Origin of the sequence: Paenibacillus sp. FSL P2-0089, assembly GCF_038595095.1 — a bacterium.
Taxonomy (GTDB): domain Bacteria; phylum Bacillota; class Bacilli; order Paenibacillales; family Paenibacillaceae; genus Paenibacillus_AQ; species Paenibacillus_AQ silagei.
In genome coordinates, this window is record NZ_CP152006.1 from 7,226,498 (window position 1) to 7,244,746 (window position 18,249).

Here is an 18,249-nt window from a genome sequence, read left to right on the forward strand (position 1 = left end):
TAACTGGCATCCTCTTGAAGCAAGGTCTCAGGGTATCCGTCTTCACAGCAGTTGCGTGAGCTGGAATACCATAATATTGTCCACCGTGAGATTTACCACCAAATCCCGCCGAAGGTGGAATACTCCATCACGGAATACGGAAGAAGCTTGTCCGGCATCATGCAGGCCATGAATGATTGGGGAGTCAACCACATTGAGCATCTGAACCAGTTATATGGTGCTGAACGTATCGGCGAACTGGAGTCTGACTAGCGCCGCGGATCAATAATAGAATGCTCGATCTCTTCGATGTAGGAATCAAAGGCCTCCACGCCTTCACTTAAGATTAATGCAGCCTCCTGCGCCGTGACTGGTAGCGCCCATAGGATCTCAACCCTCTCGCTCCCGACCTGAATCTCTTCAAGCTCTTCACTTTCTCCCCTCAGCTCATCCAGCAGAAAAGCAGTGGTTGTCCAGTTAGCCGGGGCCAGCGGACTCTCTTCCATCACTCTAGGTATCCGTGAATCACCTGCACCCTCTATATGATGGGCGATAAGATCACAGAGATAGGTAAATATCCGGTCCACAGACTCTCCGCCTAAGTCAGAGGTCAGAGCCATCATCCACTCCGTACCCACAGCTTGTCCATTCGGGCGGTGAGCTGCGGATAACCCGACTGTTGCGAACCTCGCCACTGTAGTCTCATCATCAGCCGGAAAATAGTAAACCTCAACATGGACGGCTGTATCGGGCTTGCTTAAGATGATCCGGCATTCCGGCATCTGCCAATCCCGCATGTATGCACCTAAGATCACTGTTCTGCGGATATCGAAGGAGAACTCCCTCTCTTTGCTTGATTCCATAAAGATAGCCATCACCTTCCCTCTTTTGATTAGGATATGGTTACTAGGGTAAGTATCTGTTTCACAAAGTTATCAATCACTACCCTATCCGGACGGGATTTCAGGAACACGGTAAGTCCTATTAACGAAATGACCAGCGTCTGCGCCAGATTCTTGGCATTTATCCCTGCATCCAGCTCCCCTGACTGCATACCCCGTTCAATCGTTTCCTGGAAGATGACCGAGAGGTACATCTGATGTTCCCTGGTCAGAATCTCGAACTTCTCATCATGGGGAGCCAGCTCCACCATTGAATTAATGCAGAAGCACCCCGTGCTCGGGCTTTTCTCATATTCTTTGGACACCACATCTTCAAAAAAAGTACGGAATGCTTCTTTCACTGAAGAATGCTTGTGCAGACTGCCCCGGACATACGCGGCATGGGAACTCGTATATTTTCGCAGGGCAGCTTCAAATAGGCCCTTCTTGTCTCCAAAGGCAGAGTATAGGCTTGGACGCTGAATGCCCATTCTTGCGGTTAAGTCGCTTAAGGAGGCCGCTTCGAACCCTTTTTCCCAAAATACATGCATAGCTGCCTCTAGCGCCCTATCCTGATCAAATTCACGCGGCCGGGCCATAGAACTCCCTCATTTCATATCGAATGGTATATTACGATTGTATTTGCCGCAGATCCTCCTGTCAATCAGAGTGAACATACACAGTTACTCCTTGACAATTAATTTTGGTTAGCGGTATATTTATCAGGAATTATTTCATACCGATCAGTATATTATTTTATTCATATATCGAAGGAGGCGTTATGTTTGGCGGGCTTTGTGAAAGAACCGAAATTTAATGACGTAGCAGCAGAACCAGTATCTGCATCTTTAATGACCCGTAAGGTTGCGCTCTTATTTGCCATCACCTGCGGACTGGCGGTAGCAAACATTTATTACGCCCAGCCCTTACTGGACGCGATCTCCAGCGAATTCGGGATTACGCATTCTTCCGTCGGCATCGTGATTACAGTGACTCAGATTTGTTACGCCATCGGACTACTGTTGCTGGTGCCGCTGGGTGATCTGCTGGGTCGGCGCTGGCTGATTACCGGACAGATGCTGGTATCCGTGCTGGCTTTGGTTGTTGTGGGCACTGCCCCCACCAGCATGGTGTTATTCATAGGCATAGCTACGGTCGGACTGCTTGCGGTAGTGACACAGACGCTTGTGGCATTCGCAGCCACCTTGGCTGCCCCGGCTGAACGCGGACGAACGGTGGGTGTGGTGACCAGCGGAATTGTCATTGGTATTCTACTGGCGCGGACATTCGCCGGCGCGTTAACGGATCTGGCCGGTTGGCGTTCGGTCTACCTTGTCTCCGCAGGACTCACGTTAATCATGGCAGGTGTATTGTTCAGGGTCCTGCCGCAGTCTGAGCACCGGAGAGAATCCTTATCCTATCCGCAGCTTCTCCGTTCACTGTTCACGCTGTTCGCACAAGAACGGCTGCTGCGAATCCGTGCTGTGTTATGCCTGCTGATTTTCGCCGCATTCAGTATCTTGTGGACTTCCCTGGTGCTGCCCCTCAGTGCTCCGCCGCTGTCCCTGTCACATACCGCGATTGGAGCGTTTGGTCTCGCCGGAGTTACCGGGGCGTTAGCAGCAGCGCGGGCAGGCCGTCTGGCCGATCGGGGTTTGGGGCAAAAGACCACCGGCGTGGCGTTGACTCTGCTGCTTCTTTCATGGCTGCCAATCAGTTATACTCCGCATTCGCTGCTCGCGTTAATCATTGGGATTATTCTTCTAGACCTGGCCGTACAAGCCGTACACGTCACCAACCAGAGCATGATCCTTCATCTGCGCCCGGAAGCCCGCAGCAGGCTTACTGCCGGTTACATGGTCTTCTATTCGATTGGCAGCGCCACCGGATCGATTGCATCTACCAGTATCTACGCTTATGCGGGCTGGACCGGAGTGTGCCTGCTTGGTGCAGCGGTCAGTGCGCTCGCTCTGATATTCTGGGCGTTAACCCGTCATATGAAATGAACAATCTAACGGCTTCATATTCCCTTAGTGAGGTTTGTCAAAATCCGAAATTTCCATTATTGTTATCCTTATCTTACATTTGACGTTATGGATGCAGAAATGGAGGCCCGAAATTTCTTGAGACCACGGTTGTTAACACGTTCCTTCTTTTATCTCTGGACGACCCAGACGGCGGCGAATGCTGCCGATGTCTTGTATATTATGGCCCTGACAGTGCTGGTGCTGGACCGGACGGATTCCCTTGTCTCGGCGGCGCTGATGCCGCTGATGCGCAGCTCGGCCCAGATGGTGAGCGGCTTCATTGCGCCGCTGCTCATCAACCGGATCAAGCTGCCCTCACTGCTGCTGATCTCACAGACAGGCCAGTTCCTGCTGTTTGTGCTGCTGGCTCTGTATCTGCAGCTTAACGGCGCGGCTGCTTCACTCACACTTGTCTTTGCTCTGGTCTTCGTCATGTCCTTCCTCGACGGCTGGACCGTTCCGGCCCGCAATGCGCTGGTGCCGCGGCTCGTAACGCGGGAGGAGGGGCTGCTTCAAGCTAACGGTCTGATCAGCGTCAGCGATCAGGTCGTGCAGTTTGCGGGCTGGGGACTGAGCGGCCTATTGGTCGCATTCCTTGGGCCCAGCCCGGCGCTGCTGCTGACAGCGGCCATCTATGGGCTGGCGGCCGCATTTACGCTTGGCGTGAGAGAGCCAGCAGAAGCAATGGATCAGATGCAGGGGCAGCCGGCAGGCTTGGAGCCGGTATCCCCATCCTCTTCGAAGTGGAAGACCTTAACCGAAGGCTGGCAAGTCATCTGGCGTATGCCCCGCCTGCGGATGCTGACCTTCATGGACATCATCGACATGCTTGGAGGCTCGGTCTGGGTCGGTGCGTTCACGCTGGCCTTCGTCCAGGTGGCGCTGAAGCAAGGCGAAGAATGGTGGGGCTTCATTAACGCAGCCTATTTCGCAGGAACGGTCGGCGGCGGGCTGCTGGTCCTGTCGGCAGTGCGTCTCATCGGCAACCGTTATCTGGGGGCGATGCTCATCGGTATGGCGGGCTATGGCCTGCTCACCATGGTGTATGCTCTGAATACCCAGCCGTATATAGCACTGGTCCTTGTCCTGCTGATGGGACCGTTCGCGGAGCTGTCGGTGATTAACCGGCGTACCCTCATCCAGCGCAGCACCAGTAAGCAGATGCTGCCCAAGGTGCTGTCGGCGCAAGCCTCGCTGCTGCATCTGGTGTTCTGCATCTCGCTGCTGGTCATGGCAGGACTGGCCGAACGGTTCGGGATCGTCAACCTGTATCTGCTGGCGGCGGTTTTGACATCGCTGGCTTTGGTGGTCGGCTTGCTCGGCCGCCGGGCGTTCAGGGACGAACCTGAGTCATCAGCAGCCAGCCGCCCAAGCCTTTAATTGTATATCTGTCTGGTATGAAATATCATACAATTAGGCTCATGGATGATTAGAAGGAGAGATTTGGGATGCAGCATAATAACTCCGTGGTAGATGAACAAGTATGAGCGAATTCCTGAAATTAATGAAGGATGCAAGGTTCAGAAGAACCATGCGGATGATTTTCAAGTTCGCCTGGGATTTCTGGTGGCTGGGCAAGCTGAAGGTTGTGATGTCAAGGCGGCGCTTTGCAGCGAAGCAACGGGTCTTATACCGCAAGCAGGCAGCGTATTTCACGACAACCGCCATGGATATGGGCGGGTTAATTATCAAGCTTGGGCAGCATGTGAGTGCGCAGGTGGATATGCTGCCGAAGGAAGTTATTGAAGAATTGTCCAAGCTGCAGGATTCTGTAGAATTCGTAGATTTCTCCGAGATCCAGCAGAAGGTAGAGCGTGAACTCGGGGTATCCATCAGCAAGATGTATGCTGAGTTCAGCGAGACTCCTATTGCAGCAGCATCCTTCGGACAGGTCCACCGGGCCACCTTACGGACAGGTGAGCAAGTCGCCGTGAAGGTGATGCGGCCCGGGGTGGAGGACATTATCTCGATTGATTGGAAATCCATTCAGGTCGCTATTTCGTTATTGAAGCGCCAGAAGATGATTACAGACTTCATGGATCTTGATGCCGTGTATGATGAGTTTCATGACACCATTATGGAGGAGCTCGACTATCAGCAAGAAGGGCGTAATGCCGAAGAGTTCAAGCAGCAGCTAGCCCACCGGAAGGATGTCGTGATTCCGCACATCCATTGGTCCTGTACTACATCGCAGGTGCTGACCATGGAGTTTATGGAGGGTGTCAAAATCAATGATTTCGCCAAGCTCGAGGCTTGGGGGGTAGACCGGACCCAACTGGCAACATCGCTGATCGAAATGTTCGTGGAACAGATTTTATTGAATGGCTTGTTTCACGCAGACCCGCACCCGGGCAATGTGCTCGTGCAGCCTGACGGCACCATCGCCTTGATTGATTTTGGAATGGTCGGGCGGATCGCCCGTGATATGAAGACCCAGATGGTAGCCCTTCTGCTGGCCGTATATTTGAAAGACGCCCACGGCGCTATCGACGCTCTTAATCGTTTGAGATTCTTAAGACGCAATGTAGATCTGGAGGTCTTCTCCAGGAATCTTACGTTATTATTCGAACAAATCAACGGCGATACGTTCGATCTGAGTTTTGTGACGTCAGGCGACAATGTGGAAGAACTGCGTAATTTCCTCTACTCCCAGCCTTTTCAATTACCTGCCAATACTACATTCCTGGGCAAAGCCATAGGCACCGTGTACGGACTCTGTACCGGACTGGACCCGGACCTTGATCTGGTCGGGACGGTTAAGCCTTACGTGGAACAGGTGGTGCGGAGGGATCTGCGGGGAAGTGTCATCTCCAAAGTTGTAGCGGATGGCAAGGATATGCTCAAAGACATCCTTCCAACGACCAAGAAGTTCATGTCTGCAATCGATAAAATGGATAGCGGAGGGTTAAGGGTCAAGCTGGCGAGCTCCCTCGAGCAAAAATTAATCGAGACGCAGAATAAAAATACACAGCGGTTGATTGCCACCATCATTGGCGCAGTATTACTTCTGGCCGGTGTCAACCTGTGGAATGAAGTGAATCCCATCATCTCTTATGTACTCGGCGCCCTGGGCCTGCTCATTATGCTGAGCCAACTCCGAACGAGGCAAGGCCGCCGGGACGAAAGACATGCGAGGCAAATCAACGCTATGCGTGAACGTAGCCGGTTGGAGAAGCCGAAGTCTAAATCGCGTGGATAACGAAATGTGGATAACATTAACGCTGCGTACGAAACTAAACTGTACAAGTGGAAACGGTACCGTCCTTTTAAAGGAAGGTACCGTTTCCACTTCATCCTTCCGCCCGATCTCATCATTGTTATTCATTACTGCTGAGCGGAACGTGAAAAGTTACCGTTGTCCCTGCATCCAGCGAGCTTGTGATATGAAGGCCTGTTCCGAAATGCCGCTTCAAGCGCTGATCCGTATTGATTAATCCGACGCCGGAACTACTGCTTTTACGCCTTTCCAATAATCGCTGCAATTGAACCTCATCCATTCCGACCCCATCATCTTTAACTGTGATCTCTGCCCGGGTCTCCACGCAGGAAATACGTATGACAATGCTGCCTCCACGCTTGCGCTTCATGATTCCATGTTTAATTGCATTCTCAACGAGAGGCTGAATCGTAAGAAACGGGACTTTGATGCACCTGTGATCATCAATCTCCCAAATCACCTGCAGCCTCTCTTCAAACCTCACCTGTTCAATATATAAATAAGAACGCACTAAACTCAGCTCTTCTGCAACCGGAACAAGACTTGCAATGTTCTGGAATTTAAATTTGTTTCGCAGATAATTAGTGAATTCATCAAGCAAATCACGCATCTTCTCCAGATTAATATCCGTTAATGCTGATATAGCATTCAAAGCATTAAACAAGAAATGAGGCTTAATTTGGGCTTGCAGCCATACAGTTTCTAATCGCAGCTGTTCCCTAATGGATTGCTTAATCGTTGTTAGCGCCTGTATCCGCAATTTAAGTTCTATGGCCTCTACCGGCTTCGTCACATAATCGTTTGCTCCCGCCAGGAAACCGCTATGTATATCCTGTGGCTGGCTTCTTGCAGTAAGAAGCAGAACAGGAAGCTCTGTGAAGGTAAATCGCTCACGAATCCTTCGTGTCAGTTCATATCCGGACATCATCGGCATCATGATATCAGAGATTACCACATCCCATTCCTTCGTACCCAGAATAGCCAACGCCTGTCTGCCACTGGTTACCATGGTTGTATCATATTCGTCTGGTGGCAGTATGGCTTCAAGCACTTGAAGGTTAACAGGATCATCATCAATAATTAATAGAACCGGACGGTCGGAATCCATCTTGAAGAACGTTGCCGGTGTCTCATCACTCAGGGGGGTTGCGCTGTCCATGATCATTGGAACAGGTTCTTGAATTGCCACAGCAGATATGGGTAACGGTTCAAAAGATTTCGCCGGCGCACTCTCCGCCTCCGCTTCCAAGCCTGCCAGTTGTAAAGAAAAGCTGAATTGCGAACCTTCTCCTTTAACGGAGGTTACATCCAATGTGCCCCCATGAAGCTCCGCCAGTTGTTTGCTTATACTCAGCCCTAACCCGAAGCCGCCTTCAATCATGGTCTCCGTTGTGTTGGCTTGCTCGTATGGATGGAATAGGCATTTAAGCATGTCCTCATCCATTCCAATTCCGGTATCAGCAACAACGATATAAGCCCTCCCGTCGTTTACATAAGCCGAAATCAAAATAACTCCATCATTTGTGTATTTCACAGCATTATGAAGTAAATTAAAGAGGATCTGAATAATCCGGTTCTCATCTGCATGGACCAGAGGAAAATCTTCAGGAATTTGATTTGTAATTTGTATAGATTTCACCTCTGCATTCAATTGCAGCATATCAAGTACTCCCGTCACGATCGGCTGGATCGGTATAACCTTTTTGCTGATACGGGGATTGCCTTCCCGCAGGCTCATCACATCAATCAAATCGTTTAATATCAAGGTTAGCCGGTGCCCTACAGAAGAAACAGTTTCAAGCTCTTTGATGCTTCTTGCCTGCATTACATGCTGTTCCCGTTTCATAACAGATTGTGATAGGTTGAGCATGCTGTGCAGCGGATTTTTGAACTCATGTGAAACATTCGCCAGGAATTGATCCTTATGATCATTCATTCTTTGCAAGGTTGTTGCTAGCTCATTCGTGTTTTCGTACATTTTAAAATAATTCCTAAACCATACTGAGGCCAAACACCCCATTGAAATAATCAAATCAAACGGATAATAGAGAAGATTATAACCGCCCTCCCGCCAGAAGAGCATCCAGATCACATGATGGATCAACGCAAGGATGGAGAACAACAATAACAGATTCCCTCTCATATCCTTGACCACTGTTCTACAGATCGCAATCGTTGCAACGACTCCAGCAGTACCGCCTAGCAGATTATACACAGGGAAGATGCTGGTTAACTGATATGTATCCAACAATAGCGTAATCCCTGCGGTCCCCAAGATCAGTGCCCTAAATACAGGATATATTCTGTGCCAAAGAGCTAGTTCGCGATGATTCGTACACTCCAATAATGCATAGGCTCCAACTAAAAAAGCTACATTGGATAGCCGGAAATCCCATACGTTGCCGATATAAATGATTTGATGGAACAGCTTCTCATCACTGCTTAACGCACCGCTTAGTGTGAAAGAGAATGTCAGCAAAGAGAAATACAGCAACTTTGTCTGCTTGTTACCCAATACAAATAATATAAACGCATAGGCAGAATGGATCAGAAAGATAACCGTTGTCAGAACCTGCATAGATACCGAAAGTTTCATCTCCTGGGTAATTGCTTCTTCTGTCCCGAATTTAATAGACCGGACAATGCCGCCGCTCCGGCTATCCACATAATTGGACGCTTGAATTACCAATTCGATTACACCATCTTTGTCGGCCCTAAAGGTTGTAGAATACGGAAGATTCTTAGCGATAGAGGCTTCTTCCGAATCCGCTACCCGCCCGGATTTAGCTAGTAACCGGCCGTTTACGTATACTTCCGACGAAGTGCGTATACTTGGCACACGAATACTATAGTTGAGATCCTGCTGCGGATTCACATATATTCGTAAGCGGTACGAGCCGAATCCATATGGAGTAGAGGTCCCGGGATGCACAGCTTGGTTCCATCCCCCTGGAACTTGAATCATCCTTGGCTCACTCAAGGCCAAGCCCTGCTGCTTTTTGCCATCCATGAACCAATGTGAGGAATACAATTCCCATTCCCCGTCAAGCAAAACAATCTGCCCGTCTTCTGCATTCCAATTACGCAAATGGAGTTCCCCGTTTTTTATCGAATCCTGTTGTAAACCGCCAAACAACTCCATCCATAATAAGCGTGAGCCTGATAGAACAACTAATAGTAACCCCAGGAATAAAAAGATGTACTTCATTTTCATTTGGTGACCCCATGAAAAATTAGCCAAGAGTATCCCTCTCCTACTCATTTCTTCTTCTTTATCTATCGGCTTCATGTAGTTTTTTGCTAAGAAATTTTGTAGCACAAAAAACTCGCAAAAGCCCATTTATGCACCATTCCGACCTACCCTGCTCTATGGTCAGTTTGCTGCTAAATAAAGCTCCTGCGAGTTTTGGATCATAATGACTGATTTTTAAACCATACTGAGAGAGTAAGGGTTAAGAGCTCGGTTTCATCATTTTGTCTATCTTATCAACGTAAGGAGTGAGCGCCTCCAATAACTTTTCTTGCTTTTGTATTTCTTCTGTCGACAACCGATCCATATGAACACTTCCGTCTGCATCAGTTACCTTGGCATCATAGCTTTTCAACTCATTTATTATGGATTCAAGCTCCCTATACTCCTGTTTAGTGAGTCTCTGTTCAGCCTTCTCAAGCAAGCTATCCCAGAAAGCGCCACGATCTGTGCCAGATGCCTTTGCCTTGGATTTATCCGTTTCGTTCATTTTCTTGAAATACGGTTCAAGCTCCACCAGTAATTTCTTGTAAGCCTTCTGTTCTTCTGCATCAAGCTGTTCTATGTGAAAAATCCCCTTGGAATCTGCCGCCAGCAGATTGTAATCGCCTAATTCCTTCAATAAGGACATAACCGTGGCAGCTTCTTCCTCGCTAAAATTATGCTTCAACCTCTGAAGCTTGGTCTCAAACTCCTCATATTTCTGCTGGCTTAGGCCAATCGTAGCAGCTGCTTCTTTCGAACCATACATACTATCCGCCAGATAATGATATCCGGCAAACGCTCCAGTAGGAATTAATAAAGTAGCTGCCAAAACGCCTGCTACGATCCACTTCTTTTTCATTCGTCTTCCCCCTTGTCCGGTTACGGTCTGATTTAGTATTCTCTCCTTCAGTTCCGGTGGGGCATTTAAATTTCTGGCCTCTTCCTGCAGAACTGTTCGCAGCTTTTCATTGAAATTCATGCAGATCCTCCACCTTTCCCTTAAAAAGAGTCTGATTCTCTGGCTTCTGACGAAGCTTGCGCAGTGCAGCATGAATACGGGATTTCACGGTACCTAGAGGAATCCCGAGGATTACGGCACTTTCCTCCTGCGATAATTCATTTAAATAATGCAGAATAATCACCTGCTTCAGCTTATACGGAAGACTATCTACGCTAGCAAGCAAGGAGTGGTTAGAGATCTTGTCGACAATCTTACTTGTGAATTCAGGCTCCACCACCAAATTGACCTGCTCTGCCTTCTTAAGAATTCGGAGATGCGTCCATCTCTTTCTCCGGTAGGCATGAATTTGTCGCACTGTTATTCCCATAAGCCAGGGTCTAAAGGGACGACTGATGTCAAAATGTTCAAGAGATCTGCGCATTTGAATATAAATCTCCTGAACGATATCATCCACCTCAGATGTTTCGCGAACGAGGAAATGAACGGTTTGATATACATCCCTAATCGTAGCTTCATATAGCTCACTAAATGCTTCACGACTGCCGGCTAGCGTAAGCGTAATGAGCTGAGAATATTCTTTTGGATGCTCCATTCATCACCCCTCCCTTCGGTCTTACACTATATATTGGGGAATAAAGAATATTTCGTTCGATTTTTCTTCGGAAAAATACGGAATAAACCGATCAAAGTCCACTAAGGATTTTGGTCGGTTTATTGTTGTCTGCCTAATGTTCACATTGCCCGTTAGTTGAGCAACAAGCTCTCGAAATGTATTATCAGTGAATCCAACGGATTCCCGATTTTTACATTTAACTCTTGCTCAACTTTAACGGCTGATTCCACCATAGATAATTGAGCAACAGAAATTTTCTTGTTTTTTTCTGATGCAAGTATCCCCTTTATGTACTTTGATAATTCTTCAACATATTGCTCATTTTTACCTTGCATGATTAGCTCAAATGTATTCTCTATGACACGTGCCTCAATATGAATTGGCTTATCCTGGATAGAAGCAAATTCATTAAGCCTGCTCATTGTCCCTGCGACGGTTGCTGGATTAGTGAATAATAGAACTTGTGGTTCTGTAATACTGCAGACCGAACTAAAGAAAGGCTCATCGATTTTTATTATAGGAATAGATGTATGTAGCCGGTTTTCTTTAAGAAGAGCAATATAATTAGTACATGTGATAAGAATCGCCTCAACATTTGCTTGTGATATCCATTCTATTTGTTCGATGACTTTATTTTTGGCTTGTCCTTCATCGAAATTTTTATCTGATGTAATTCTACTCATCAAACCAGGATCCACAAAATGAACCAATTCCAACTCAGCAGAGGTAAGAGCGTTTTGAATATACTGGATATTTGAATAGTGGGCGTGTAAACAGGCAATCTTCTTTTTCTTCATGATTTTATCTCCTTAAACCCGTACTTTGAGCAGTCCCGCTCCTTAATGATATCATGTTTCTCCAAAAAACTGCCCGTTTGCTTAATGATTGTTAACAAAGATACGACCCGATTTAGTGTACTACGCTCCAGCCGCATCTTTGTTGATTAGTTTTCCAAATTCACCGTGGAGAACATATTGTCATTTTCTGATCTGTTTACCGACTGGAATACTCTGAGCAAAACGAAACACATTATGAGGATCGTACTTTCGCTTCACCTGCTTCAATCGGCCAAAGTTCTCGCCATAGTACGCCTTGGGCCAGTTCTTAATCTGCAAATCGGGAAAATTCACATAATCCCCTTTAACAAAGGGACGCAACGCTCTGCGGAACCTTTCCACCCACTGAATATTCCGCTCCTGCTCCCTGCTGTTTCTCCACCGGGCTGACAGTTCGTAGATTGTCTCAGCCTTCCGGTGAGGATAGGCCGTTTCAGCAGGCGATACTCGACTCACCGCGCTTCCTGCACCACCTAAGCTCTGGCTCCACACGCTAGAGTGCCTGTTGGGTGCTTTAGATAAAAAGTCGCGTATAATTCGTACTCCTTCAGGCGGCAATGGTTGGAATCCGTAGGCCCCGGTTATTTTAAACTTTGGTTCCAAATTCAGGTCCGCTTCGGCAAAAAATTTGGTCGCTTCAATAAAAGGCACTGTCTTCACCATCACCTTCACCGGAGTGCCTGCTCGCAAGAGCGGTCTAATCAATCGGCGCAGCTCCTCTGCACCGCCAAGCAATTGCCCGGTAGATACAATGGTGCCCACTTGTTTGGCAGACACCTCGATGGTTGAGGTTAGACGGTTCGTGACAGATGGGGCCCAGCGTTGCCAAGCCGGGAACACCTTCTCAAGATCACGCCATTTCCACGTAATACTGTATATAGAAACTGATGAAATCGGTCTAACCCGAAATGTATATTCTGTAGCAGCCCCAAAATTCCCTCCCCCTCCGCCTCGTGATGCCCACAACAGATCGGAATGCTTTTTCCTGTTTGCCACAATCGTCTTTGCCCCATATCGCCCCGAAGCTACGACCATCTTCACTTGCTTCAAGTTATCGCACGTAAGTCCAAATTTACGGGAAAGTAGTCCAATGCCCCCTCCAAGGGTAAGCCCCGCTACGCCTACATCCGGAGCAGTCCCCGCCGGAATTGCCACCCGCTTATTCCACAGCTTTTTGTACACACGGGCAAGCGGATTACCCGTTTGGACAATGGCCAATCTGTTTTTCCGATCAACCTTAACCTTATTCATCTCGCTCACATCGATAATAATACCGCCACTTACAGCCGAGAAGGCTTCATAGCTATGCCGTCCACTACGTACCCGCAGCCGTATGCCCCGCTCACGTGCCCATTTGACTGCGTTGATCACATCCTGAGTTCGTTGGCAAAAAACAATGACCCTTGGAAATTTAGAGAAGCGCCTATTGAACTCCATTCTAGCCGTATTGTACGACGGATTGCCTGGAATAACGATCCTTCCGGTTAACCGCGTACTTTTCTTTTTCAACTTTTGTGCCATCTATATTACACCATCCCTACACATGACATAAGCATTTCTCATCAGCTTATGTCTATGTTGGGAGATCTGTCCTAGTAACGGCAAACGCCCAGTTTGCAGCAGCTTTCCTAAATCGTTCGTAATGCTGGTCTACCGGGTAACTCACTCTAGTTGCCAACGCAAAAAACACCTCCAAGGATCTCTCTATCTTACGACAGAGCTCATTCTCTTGAAGGTGTTTTGTTCACTCTGGGATATAAGGAAGATCCAGTGTCTTCGGAACATTGATCACATGCAGCTCTGTATACGTACGGATGCCCTCTGCGCCGTATTCACGGCCGATACCGGACTGCTTGAAGCCACCGAACGGGAACCGGACATCGAGCCCTTGCACAGCAGCTGTATTAATCATGGTCGTTCCCGCTTCGAGCTGACGTGCGACCAAGATGGCCTCCTCTTCCCGCCCCCAGACCGAGCTCGTCAATCCATAGATGCTCTCATTGTGCAGATGAATCACCTGCTCCACATCGTCAAAGGGCAGAATCGGAACGGTAGGACCAAACTGCTCCTCCACCACAATCGGATCATGGTAATCGCAGTCCAGAACAAGCGTAGGCTGCAGGTAATACCCTTGTTCAAACCGCTGCTCATCCAGAATTTGGCCGAGCGGAATGACCTTAGCTCCGCGCTGGCGTTCATCTTCAATCAGACCCTGCACGTAATTCTTCTGCTTCAGGTTATTCACCGGACCTACTGTCGTATTGGCATCAAAGGGATCACCGATGCGAATCCAGCGGTTAGCCGCCTCGATATATTTTTCAACAAAACCATCATAGATAGAACGGTGTACATATACACGCTTGGCAATCATACAGATCTGGCCTGTCGTCAGGAAGTTAGAAATAACAATCCGGCGCATGGCCCGCTCATCTTGAACATCAAAGCTATCCAGGAAGATCGCCGCATCATTGCCGCCCAGCTCCAGCGTCATATCCTTAATCGTTTCCGAAGCCGCTTTGATGATGTGCTTGGCTGTTGCGGTTCCGCCTGTGAAGGCGATTTTGGCGACAAGAGGATTACTAGTCAGTTCAACGCCCACATCCGCATCCCCATGAACGACATTGATGACACCCGCCGGGAACTCACCTGCGATCAGCTCTGCTACCTTCGCCGCCGCCAGCGGCGCAAACGGACTCGGTTTGAGCACAATCGTATTGCCCGCAAGTAAGGCAGGAGCAATTTTAATCGTAGATAACGCAATCGGATAATTCCATGGACTGATCGCTGCCACCACACCCATTGGATCATAGGACAGGATGGTTTTACCATGGTCATGCTCCTGGACCTCTTCCTGTAGAACGGATGCAGCTTCATTACAAGCGAACTCCATCCACATTAACGAGACATAAATCTCACCATGGGCATCATATAGGGGCTTGCCATGCTCTCTGGACAGCAGATGGACAATTTCATTCTCCGCTGCTCTAATCTTCTCTATTGCCTTACGCATCCGGGTAATACGTTCATCAATCGAGGTCTTCTTCCATATTTTAAAAGCTTCTGCCGCCGCTTCAATCGCTTCCACCGCTTGTTCCTTCGTAGTGACAGGGAAATAGCCTACGATTTCCGCCGGGTTCGCCGGATTCTCTTTGGCTGACTGCGAAAGGGATGGTACATTGTGACCATTAATGAAGGCTTCAACGATAACGGTCTCTTGGTCTGCCTTCCACACTTCTTCGGCAATTTCCTTCACATAACGAAGCTTGCGCCACTGTTGTTCTTCCGTAAGAATATTGCCTTCCTCTGTAGAGGAGAATCCGCATTGCGGGCTCAAGCACAGCTGCTCAAGGGGCACATAGGTTGCTGCTTTGGCAATCCGGGCTTTAATATGCTCTTTATCTTCTAGTTCGCCTGTTTTGGATGTGAGCAGACCCAGCACGATTTTCAAATCCGGCCGGTTCACATATTTCAGTGGCTCGAAGCTGCCTGAACGCTCATCATCAAATTCCAGGAATAAGCCATCTACGTCTAAGCCTCCAAAAATGACCTCAGAAGCATAATCATAACCGCCGCTTGAGAAGTAGTTGGATTTATAGTTGCCCCGGCAAATATGCATAGTCACCACTAAGTCTGCCGGTTTATGAGCCAAGGTTTCGTTAATCATACGCTGCATGATCTTGAGCTCTTCCGCCGGTTCCAGCCCCTTTGCCCGCAGCTTATCGTGACCCGCTTCTGAGAAAAGGTCTGCCCATGCTGTATCATCCAGTTGCAGGTACCGGCATCCGGCATCATAGAACGCTTGAATAGCTTTTTGGTACGCCGCAATCGTATCTTGAAGGAATTGCTCCCGGTCGTTATAACTATTGGCCCCAGGCTCCAGCCGGTAGATCAGCATGTTGGGACTTGGAATGGTTTGCTTCGCTACGGCGTCACCTGCATGCTTCAGCAAAAACTCAAAATGCTCCACAAAGGGGTGGCTTGAGAAATCCACCTTACCCGCCACACGAATGCCACCCTTACGGGTCTGCATATTATGGAACTTGGGCCCGTCGATCTCCTCATACAGCTCTACGCCGTCTAGGCCGCCCAGAAAGTCAAAATGCCACCAGCTTCTGCGGAATTCCCCATCCGTCACTGCGAATACGCCATTCTCCTTCTGCTGCTCAATAATCCGGATAATCTCTTGATCTTCCACCGCTTTTAAGGCTTCATATGTGATGTTGCCTGCTTTATATTGTTCACGCGCCTGGCTTAAGTTCGCAGGACGCAGGAAGCTGCCTACATGATCATTGCGAAAAGGTATCATCGCTACATCTCCTTACAACTTTTTAGTGTACTGAGTATAGCATGAGGGCAAAGAATGCAGGTTATATGTAAAAAGCATGATTGGTCATAGCTTTTCGCGATAGCGGATTTAATCTGATTGATGAACCGGCACAGTATAATACTCCCCTAATCGCGTCCCGTCAAGAAAAAATGCGCGGATGAGCGATATAGTGAGGGAGCCCCCTTATGATTTCTGAATAGGAATGAAATTCCGGGGATGCAGCGTGATATCGCTTTTTCCAATGGGGCCAGTGTCACGTAAAATAGTCTTCAGATTAATGAGAAATACGGAAGGGAGATCTGTATGAATAGCGTGGACAAAATCAGATTTTTACTCTTTTTCGGCGAAGAGCCCGAGGCAGCTTGTTACGGGTATATAGAGCGGAATCGGGATGGTCATATGATCGCGCTCTACAATAGTAATGGTGAGGAGATCGATATGTATGGCGGACATCAATTTGTCAGGGTACAGGCGCTTGGCAAATTTGATGATGAAGACCGCGATAATTTCTACTCCTTGTTAGAAGGTGATGGTGTAGGATAATCTGCACAATCAGACAGGTGAAGATTTGGTAATGAATATTCTCTGGAGGTGGAAGATGAACGAACAGGTTCAAGAGACAAGCAGAATGAAGAGTGGGGCGATGCTAGCCGCCCTGCTCATCGGTGCGTTTATTGCGTTCCTTAACGAAAATTTACTTACTAATACTTTTCCCGGATTAATGCGTGAGTTCAACGTTACCGCTTCAACCATACAATGGTTATCTACCGGTTATATGCTGATGATCGGCATACTGGTGCCGGTGACCGCATTGCTGCAGCAATGGTTCACGACTCGCCGGATGTTTATGTCCGCAATGACGTTATTTTTAGCAGGTACCTGCTTGTGTGCAGTCTCCCCTGGATTCGAAGTCTTGCTGATAGGCAGGGTTGTTCAGGCTTGCGGGACAGGATTATTGATTCCGCTGATGATGAATACAATTCTTGCCCTCTATCCTCCAGAACGCAGGGGGGCTGCCATGGGTCTCATGGGGCTTGTCATCATGGTCGCCCCTGTCATCGGACCGGCTTTGTCAGGTTTGGTTATCGATACCTTGGACTGGCGGTGGCTGTTCTACATGGTGATTCCTGTCGTGTTGTTTTCAATTATTTATGCATTCATAAATTTAAAGAATGTTACAGAAATAACAAAACCACGGGTCGATCTTCTATCCATTGTGATGTCAACCATCGGGTTTGGTTTTATCACCTACGGTTTTAGCCAGACCGGTGTCGGGGCTAGTCCTGGGAGTTACAGTTTGATTGCTATAGGCGGGCTCTTCTTGCTCTTACTTATTTGGCGGCAACTCAAAATTAAAGAGCCTTTGATTGATCTTTCCGTATTCCGGTATCCCGCTTTTTCCTTGGTAGCTGTATTGATAGTGGTGCTCATGATGGTTTTATTCGCCACCACGACATTGCTGCCGATCTATATGCAGGATGTGATGCAGTTAACGGCCTTCGGGACAGGGTTACTTCTGATGCCAGGCTGTATTTTGAACGCAATACTGATGCCTGTAACGGGAAAATTGTTCGATAAATTCGGGCCGAGATTCGTCATAATGCCCGGACTGCTCATGATCGCCCTATCACTGTGGCTGTTTGCCGGTATCGATAGCGACACAACCCGAGGCTCCGTTCTGTTCGATCATGTCCTATTATTCTTAGGCATATCGTTTGTCGTCATGCCGGCTCAGACGGCAGGAATGAATCAGCTTCCGGGTCACCTGGTCCCCCACGGCACAGCCATCTACAATACGCTCCAACAGATTGCCGGGGGAATTGGCATCGCTTTGTTCGTCGGCATCATGTCATCCAGAGCCAATCGTTATCTTCACCATTCACCTGATCCCGCTGCGATTCATGATAGAACACACAGTATTGTTGCCGGTTTGCAAACGGTTTTTGGGATTGAATGTATTCTCACAATTCTTGTTTTGGTACCAAGTTGGTTTATCAATGGCCGTCGTCTTGAAAGGACTCATTAAAACTTATTTTTTATCTCACTACGTAGCATAGAGCCTTCACTAACATAAAAGTGGCGGCTCTTTTTACTATGCTTTTATCGGGCATACTGCTAATACAAAATAAGCGCCTGATCTTCGGCTATCTCCGGTCCAAAGTCAATCTTAAGG

General features: G+C 48.1%; 14 protein-coding genes and 1 pseudogene. 6 read left to right on the plus strand and 9 right to left on the minus strand.

Annotation, left to right across the window (positions count from 1 at the left end; translation table 11 throughout):
• The first annotated feature begins 51 nt into the window (after positions 1 to 51).
• Entirely contained in the window at positions 52 to 252 is a 201-nt protein-coding gene (locus NST69_RS30800) for a winged helix-turn-helix transcriptional regulator (RefSeq protein ID WP_342547995.1), read from the plus strand.
• On the opposite strand, the gene NST69_RS30805 is transcribed toward NST69_RS30800, so the two are convergent.
• Both NST69_RS30805 and NST69_RS30810 read right to left on the minus strand, forming a co-directional pair.
• Positions 249 to 854, minus strand: a complete 606-nt coding sequence (locus tag NST69_RS30805) for a suppressor of fused domain protein (RefSeq protein ID WP_342547996.1) — start codon at positions 852 to 854, stop codon at positions 249 to 251. The genes NST69_RS30800 and NST69_RS30805 overlap by 4 nt on opposite strands.
• Positions 855 to 871: 17 nt before the next feature.
• Positions 872 to 1,459, minus strand: a complete 588-nt coding sequence (locus NST69_RS30810; RefSeq protein WP_342547997.1) for a TetR/AcrR family transcriptional regulator — start codon at positions 1,457 to 1,459, stop codon at positions 872 to 874.
• A gap of 252 nt (positions 1,460 to 1,711) precedes the next feature.
• Here NST69_RS30810 and NST69_RS30815 point away from each other — a divergent pair, with 252 nt between their 5' ends.
• The 3 genes from NST69_RS30815 (at position 1,712) to NST69_RS30825 (ending at position 6,086) form a co-directional block, all read left to right on the plus strand.
• Entirely contained in the window at positions 1,712 to 2,866 is a 1,155-nt protein-coding gene (locus NST69_RS30815; RefSeq protein ID WP_342550237.1) for an MFS transporter, read from the plus strand.
• Between the two features lie 117 nt (positions 2,867 to 2,983).
• The gene (locus NST69_RS30820; protein WP_342547998.1) at positions 2,984 to 4,267 is read left to right on the plus strand and encodes an MFS transporter; all 1,284 of its coding nucleotides are present in this window, start codon (positions 2,984 to 2,986) and stop codon (positions 4,265 to 4,267) included.
• A 103-nt stretch (positions 4,268 to 4,370) separates the two neighbouring features.
• Positions 4,371 to 6,086, plus strand: a complete 1,716-nt coding sequence (locus tag NST69_RS30825; RefSeq protein ID WP_342547999.1) for an AarF/UbiB family protein — start codon at positions 4,371 to 4,373, stop codon at positions 6,084 to 6,086.
• Between the two features lie 118 nt (positions 6,087 to 6,204).
• On the opposite strand, the gene NST69_RS30830 is transcribed toward NST69_RS30825, so the two are convergent.
• From NST69_RS30830 to NST69_RS30860, 7 genes and pseudogenes are all read right to left on the minus strand, one after another.
• Positions 6,205 to 9,318: an ATP-binding protein gene (locus NST69_RS30830; protein ID WP_342550238.1), complete on the minus strand. Its 3,114-nt coding sequence runs from the start codon at positions 9,316 to 9,318 to the stop codon at positions 6,205 to 6,207.
• A gap of 238 nt (positions 9,319 to 9,556) precedes the next feature.
• Positions 9,557 to 10,318, minus strand: a complete 762-nt coding sequence (locus NST69_RS30835) for a DUF3600 domain-containing protein (protein ID WP_342548000.1) — start codon at positions 10,316 to 10,318, stop codon at positions 9,557 to 9,559.
• The gene (locus NST69_RS30840; protein WP_076085687.1) at positions 10,305 to 10,892 is read right to left on the minus strand and encodes a sigma-70 family RNA polymerase sigma factor; all 588 of its coding nucleotides are present in this window, start codon (positions 10,890 to 10,892) and stop codon (positions 10,305 to 10,307) included. Before NST69_RS30840 ends, NST69_RS30835 begins: the two co-directional genes overlap by 14 nt.
• A 152-nt stretch (positions 10,893 to 11,044) precedes the next feature.
• Complete coding sequence (locus NST69_RS30845) at positions 11,045 to 11,713, minus strand: hypothetical protein (protein ID WP_342550239.1); 669 nt, start codon at positions 11,711 to 11,713, stop codon at positions 11,045 to 11,047.
• 177 nt (positions 11,714 to 11,890) lie between these two features.
• Positions 11,891 to 13,270 carry an FAD-binding oxidoreductase gene (locus NST69_RS30850; protein ID WP_342548001.1) on the minus strand — a complete coding sequence of 460 codons (1,380 nt, stop codon included), beginning with the start codon at positions 13,268 to 13,270 and terminating at the stop codon, positions 11,891 to 11,893.
• Positions 13,271 to 13,493: 223 nt separating this feature from the next.
• On the minus strand, positions 13,494 to 14,981 hold the full coding sequence (locus NST69_RS30855; protein WP_342550240.1) for an aldehyde dehydrogenase family protein: 1,488 nt from the start codon (positions 14,979 to 14,981) through the stop codon (positions 13,494 to 13,496).
• Positions 14,973 to 16,055 (minus strand): annotated as a pseudogene (locus NST69_RS30860) (5-methyltetrahydropteroyltriglutamate--homocysteine S-methyltransferase); the annotation flags it as partial. The gene NST69_RS30855 and the pseudogene NST69_RS30860, both read right to left, overlap by 9 nt.
• 324 nt (positions 16,056 to 16,379) lie before the next feature.
• On the opposite strand from NST69_RS30860, the gene NST69_RS30865 reads away from it, so the two are divergent.
• Both NST69_RS30865 and NST69_RS30870 read left to right on the plus strand, forming a co-directional pair.
• Complete coding sequence (locus NST69_RS30865; RefSeq protein WP_036722977.1) at positions 16,380 to 16,619, plus strand: hypothetical protein; 240 nt, start codon at positions 16,380 to 16,382, stop codon at positions 16,617 to 16,619.
• A 55-nt stretch (positions 16,620 to 16,674) separates the two neighbouring features.
• Entirely contained in the window at positions 16,675 to 18,102 is a 1,428-nt protein-coding gene (locus tag NST69_RS30870; RefSeq protein ID WP_036722978.1) for an MDR family MFS transporter, read from the plus strand.
• Positions 18,103 to 18,249 lie beyond the last annotated feature (147 nt).

Coding starts and splice junctions, on each gene's coding strand:
- NST69_RS30805 (WP_342547996.1), bottom strand. CDS start 854: ATGGCTATCTTTATGGAATCAAGCAAAGAGAGGGAGTTCTCCTTCGAT.
- NST69_RS30810 (WP_342547997.1), bottom strand. CDS start 1,459: ATGGCCCGGCCGCGTGAATTTGATCAGGATAGGGCGCTAGAGGCAGCT.
- NST69_RS30815 (WP_342550237.1), top strand. CDS start 1,712: ATGACCCGTAAGGTTGCGCTCTTATTTGCCATCACCTGCGGACTGGCG.
- NST69_RS30825 (WP_342547999.1), top strand. CDS start 4,371: ATGAGCGAATTCCTGAAATTAATGAAGGATGCAAGGTTCAGAAGAACC.
- NST69_RS30830 (WP_342550238.1), bottom strand. CDS start 9,318: ATGAAAATGAAGTACATCTTTTTATTCCTGGGGTTACTATTAGTTGTT.
- NST69_RS30835 (WP_342548000.1), bottom strand. CDS start 10,318: ATGAATTTCAATGAAAAGCTGCGAACAGTTCTGCAGGAAGAGGCCAGA.
- NST69_RS30840 (WP_076085687.1), bottom strand. CDS start 10,892: ATGGAGCATCCAAAAGAATATTCTCAGCTCATTACGCTTACGCTAGCC.
- NST69_RS30850 (WP_342548001.1), bottom strand. CDS start 13,270: ATGGCACAAAAGTTGAAAAAGAAAAGTACGCGGTTAACCGGAAGGATC.
- NST69_RS30865 (WP_036722977.1), top strand. CDS start 16,380: ATGAATAGCGTGGACAAAATCAGATTTTTACTCTTTTTCGGCGAAGAG.
- NST69_RS30870 (WP_036722978.1), top strand. CDS start 16,675: ATGAACGAACAGGTTCAAGAGACAAGCAGAATGAAGAGTGGGGCGATG.